The sequence below is a fragment of the bacterium genome (assembly GCA_040753555.1).
Lineage (GTDB): Bacteria > UBA9089 > UBA9088 > UBA9088 > UBA9088 > JBFLYE01.
In genome coordinates, this window is the sequence record JBFMDZ010000264.1 from 1 (window position 1) to 2545 (window position 2545).

Annotated in this window: 5 protein-coding genes; all 5 read left to right on the forward strand. The window is 32.8% G+C overall.

The window, feature by feature from the left end; translation table 11 throughout:
- The first annotated feature begins 40 nt into the window (after positions 1–40).
- Entirely contained in the window at positions 41–172 is a 132-nt protein-coding gene (locus tag AB1630_12235) for a hypothetical protein (GenBank protein ID MEW6104562.1), read from the forward strand.
- 42 nt (positions 173–214) lie between these two features.
- Positions 215–1279: a type I restriction endonuclease gene (locus tag AB1630_12240; GenBank protein ID MEW6104563.1), complete on the forward strand. Its 1065-nt coding sequence runs from the start codon at positions 215–217 to the stop codon at positions 1277–1279.
- Between the two features lie 68 nt (positions 1280–1347).
- On the forward strand, positions 1348–1590 hold the full coding sequence (locus tag AB1630_12245; GenBank protein ID MEW6104564.1) for a hypothetical protein: 243 nt from the start codon (positions 1348–1350) through the stop codon (positions 1588–1590).
- Positions 1587–1997, forward strand: a complete 411-nt coding sequence (locus AB1630_12250) for a PIN domain-containing protein (GenBank protein MEW6104565.1) — start codon at positions 1587–1589, stop codon at positions 1995–1997. The genes AB1630_12245 and AB1630_12250 overlap by 4 nt, the downstream gene beginning before the upstream one ends.
- A gap of 4 nt (positions 1998–2001) precedes the next feature.
- Positions 2002–2545 (forward strand): DEAD/DEAH box helicase family protein (locus tag AB1630_12255; GenBank protein MEW6104566.1); only part of this gene is annotated, 544 nt, incomplete at its 3' end.

Below are 2545 nucleotides of genomic sequence, written 5' to 3' on the forward strand. Positions count from 1 at the left end.
TTATAACCTTGGCTCACCATCTGATTGGCATGAATCCATAATTAGGCTCTCAGTTGGCGATGAAATAGATAGAGATGGTTTTCTTTTAGAGATGACAAGGCTTCAATATAGAAGGAATCCTACATCGCCAGAAAGGGGGGAATTCAGGGTAAAAGGTGAGACAATTGAATAAAATTTATTGCAATAATAAGATTTAATTGATAAAATAACTATTATGGATTTTAAAGAGCAATTAAAACAGCTTGCGGATAGAATTGAGAAATTAAAAGATTCTACATTGACGGAAGAGGCAACAAAAAATGCTTTTGTTTTACCTTTTCTTCAAGCCATAGGATACGATGTATTTAATCCAATTGAAGTAGTACCTGAGTTTGTTGCAGATATTGGAAGGAAAAAAGGGGAAAAGGTGGATTATGCAATTTTAAAGGATAGTCAGCCAATAATTTTAATTGAATGTAAACATTGGAAAGAGGATTTAGATTTACACAATACCCAACTGCTGAGATATTTCAACGCTACAAAAGCAAAATTTGCCGTATTGACAAATGGAATAATCTATCGTTTTTATACAGATTTAGATGAGCCAAATAAAATGGATGAGAGGCCATTTTTAGATATAAATATCCTTGAACCCAAAGACACACAGATTGAAGAACTAAAGAAGTTTCATAAATCATATTTTGATATTGATAATATTATTGACACAGCAAGCTTTCTAAAATATTCAAATGAAATTATAACTATTTTAAATTCAGAGTTTAAACAGCCATCAGAATCTTTCATTAAATACTTTATTACTCAAGTTTATAGCGGTCATATAACCAAAAAGATAATTGGATACTTTACAGAGATTATGAAAAGCTCGTGTCACCAATTTCTAAGTGATGTAATTACTGAACGATTAAAAACAGTTTTAACTAGAGAGAAGGAAGGGGATAGACAGGGGGCTGAAGCTGAAAAACAGATTGGTGGGCAGGCTAAAGAAGATTTGATTGAAACTACGATGGAAGAAATTGAAAGTTATTATATAGTTAAGTCTATATTAAGGCAAGCTATAGATAGCAATAGAATTTATTATAGGGATTTTAAAACTTGTTTCAGCATATTGGTTGATAATTCTATAAGGAAGCCTGTTTGTAGGTTTTATTTACTTAAGGATAGTAAACAAATCGCACTTTTAGACGAGAACAAGAATGAAATTAAGCATGAGATAGCATCCCTTGATGATATTTATAAATATTCACAACAGCTGATAAATATAGCAAAGGCTTATAGTTAAGGTTTTTAGACAGCAGAACAGAAAAGAAAAAATTTACAACATAAGTTTTGCAACATCCCATTAACAAAATGAAAACTTATAGATTTGAAACAGAGATTTTGCCAGATGGAATGATTTTCTTGCCCAAAGAGTTTGATGGCCTAAAATCCCATAGGGTAGAGATAATTATTGTAGAAAGAAATATCCCAAAAGAAGACAAGGGGCTCTTTTGGGATTCCTTCGGAGGTTGGAAGGATAAAAGAAGTGCAGAGGAGATAATCAAAGAGATATACGAAACTAGAAGATCTTCAACCAAAGAAATAAACCTATGAAATATCTTTGGGATACTGATACCTGCATTTATTGGTTTAAGGGAATAGAAAAGATAAAGGAAGGGATTAAAAGGGTAGGAGAGAATAATATAGCTATCTCAATAATTACCCTTGGAGAGCTAAATTATGGGGTTTATTTTTCAGAATATATTGAGCAGAACCTTGAAAGACTGGCTAATTTTTTAACGAAGGTAGAAATCACCTATCTTGACGAAGAAATTGTTGAAGAATATGGAAAGAGAAAAGCAAAATTAAGGAAAGAGGGAAGGTTGATAGAGGATTTTGATCTTTTAAATGCAAGTGTTGCTTTAAATAAAAATTGGACTTTGGTTACAAATAATCTTGCACATTATGAAAGAATAGAAGGGCTTAAGATTGAAAATTGGCTAAAAGAGAGGAATCTTTGAATTTTTGTTTATATTAAGAAGTAATTTTTCTCCAACAGGAGACCAGCCAGAAGCAATAAAGGGGCTTGTTTCTGGTCTAAAATCTGGATTTTCTGACCAGGTTTTATTGGGTGTTACAGGCTCTGGAAAAACATTTACAATAGCAAATGTTATTGAGAAGGTAAATAAGCCAACATTAGTTATTTCCCACAACAAAACGCTGGCTGCCCAGCTTTATTCAGAGTTTAAGGAATTGTTTCCAGAGAATGCTGTCTCTTATTTTATAAGCTTCTATGATTATTACCAACCAGAGGCATATATTGCCTCAACAGACACATACATTGAGAAGGATTGTAGCATAAACAGTGAGATTGATAGATTAAGGCTACAAGCAACATCCTCTTTAATGACAAGAAAGGATGTAATTGTTGTTGCCTCTGTATCCTGCATTTATAACCTTGGCTCACCATCTGATTGGCATGAATCCATAATTAGGCTCTCAGTTGGCGATGAAATAGATAGAGATGGTTTTCTTTTAGAGATGACAAGGCTTCAATATAGAAGGAATC

Bases quoted from the DNA above. Each gene is read 5' to 3' on its own strand.
- AB1630_12245 (MEW6104564.1), top strand. From the start codon at position 1,348: ATGAAAACTTATAGATTTGAAACAGAGATTTTGCCAGATGGAATGATT.
- AB1630_12240 (MEW6104563.1), top strand. From the start codon at position 215: ATGGATTTTAAAGAGCAATTAAAACAGCTTGCGGATAGAATTGAGAAA.
- AB1630_12250 (MEW6104565.1), top strand. From the start codon at position 1,587: ATGAAATATCTTTGGGATACTGATACCTGCATTTATTGGTTTAAGGGA.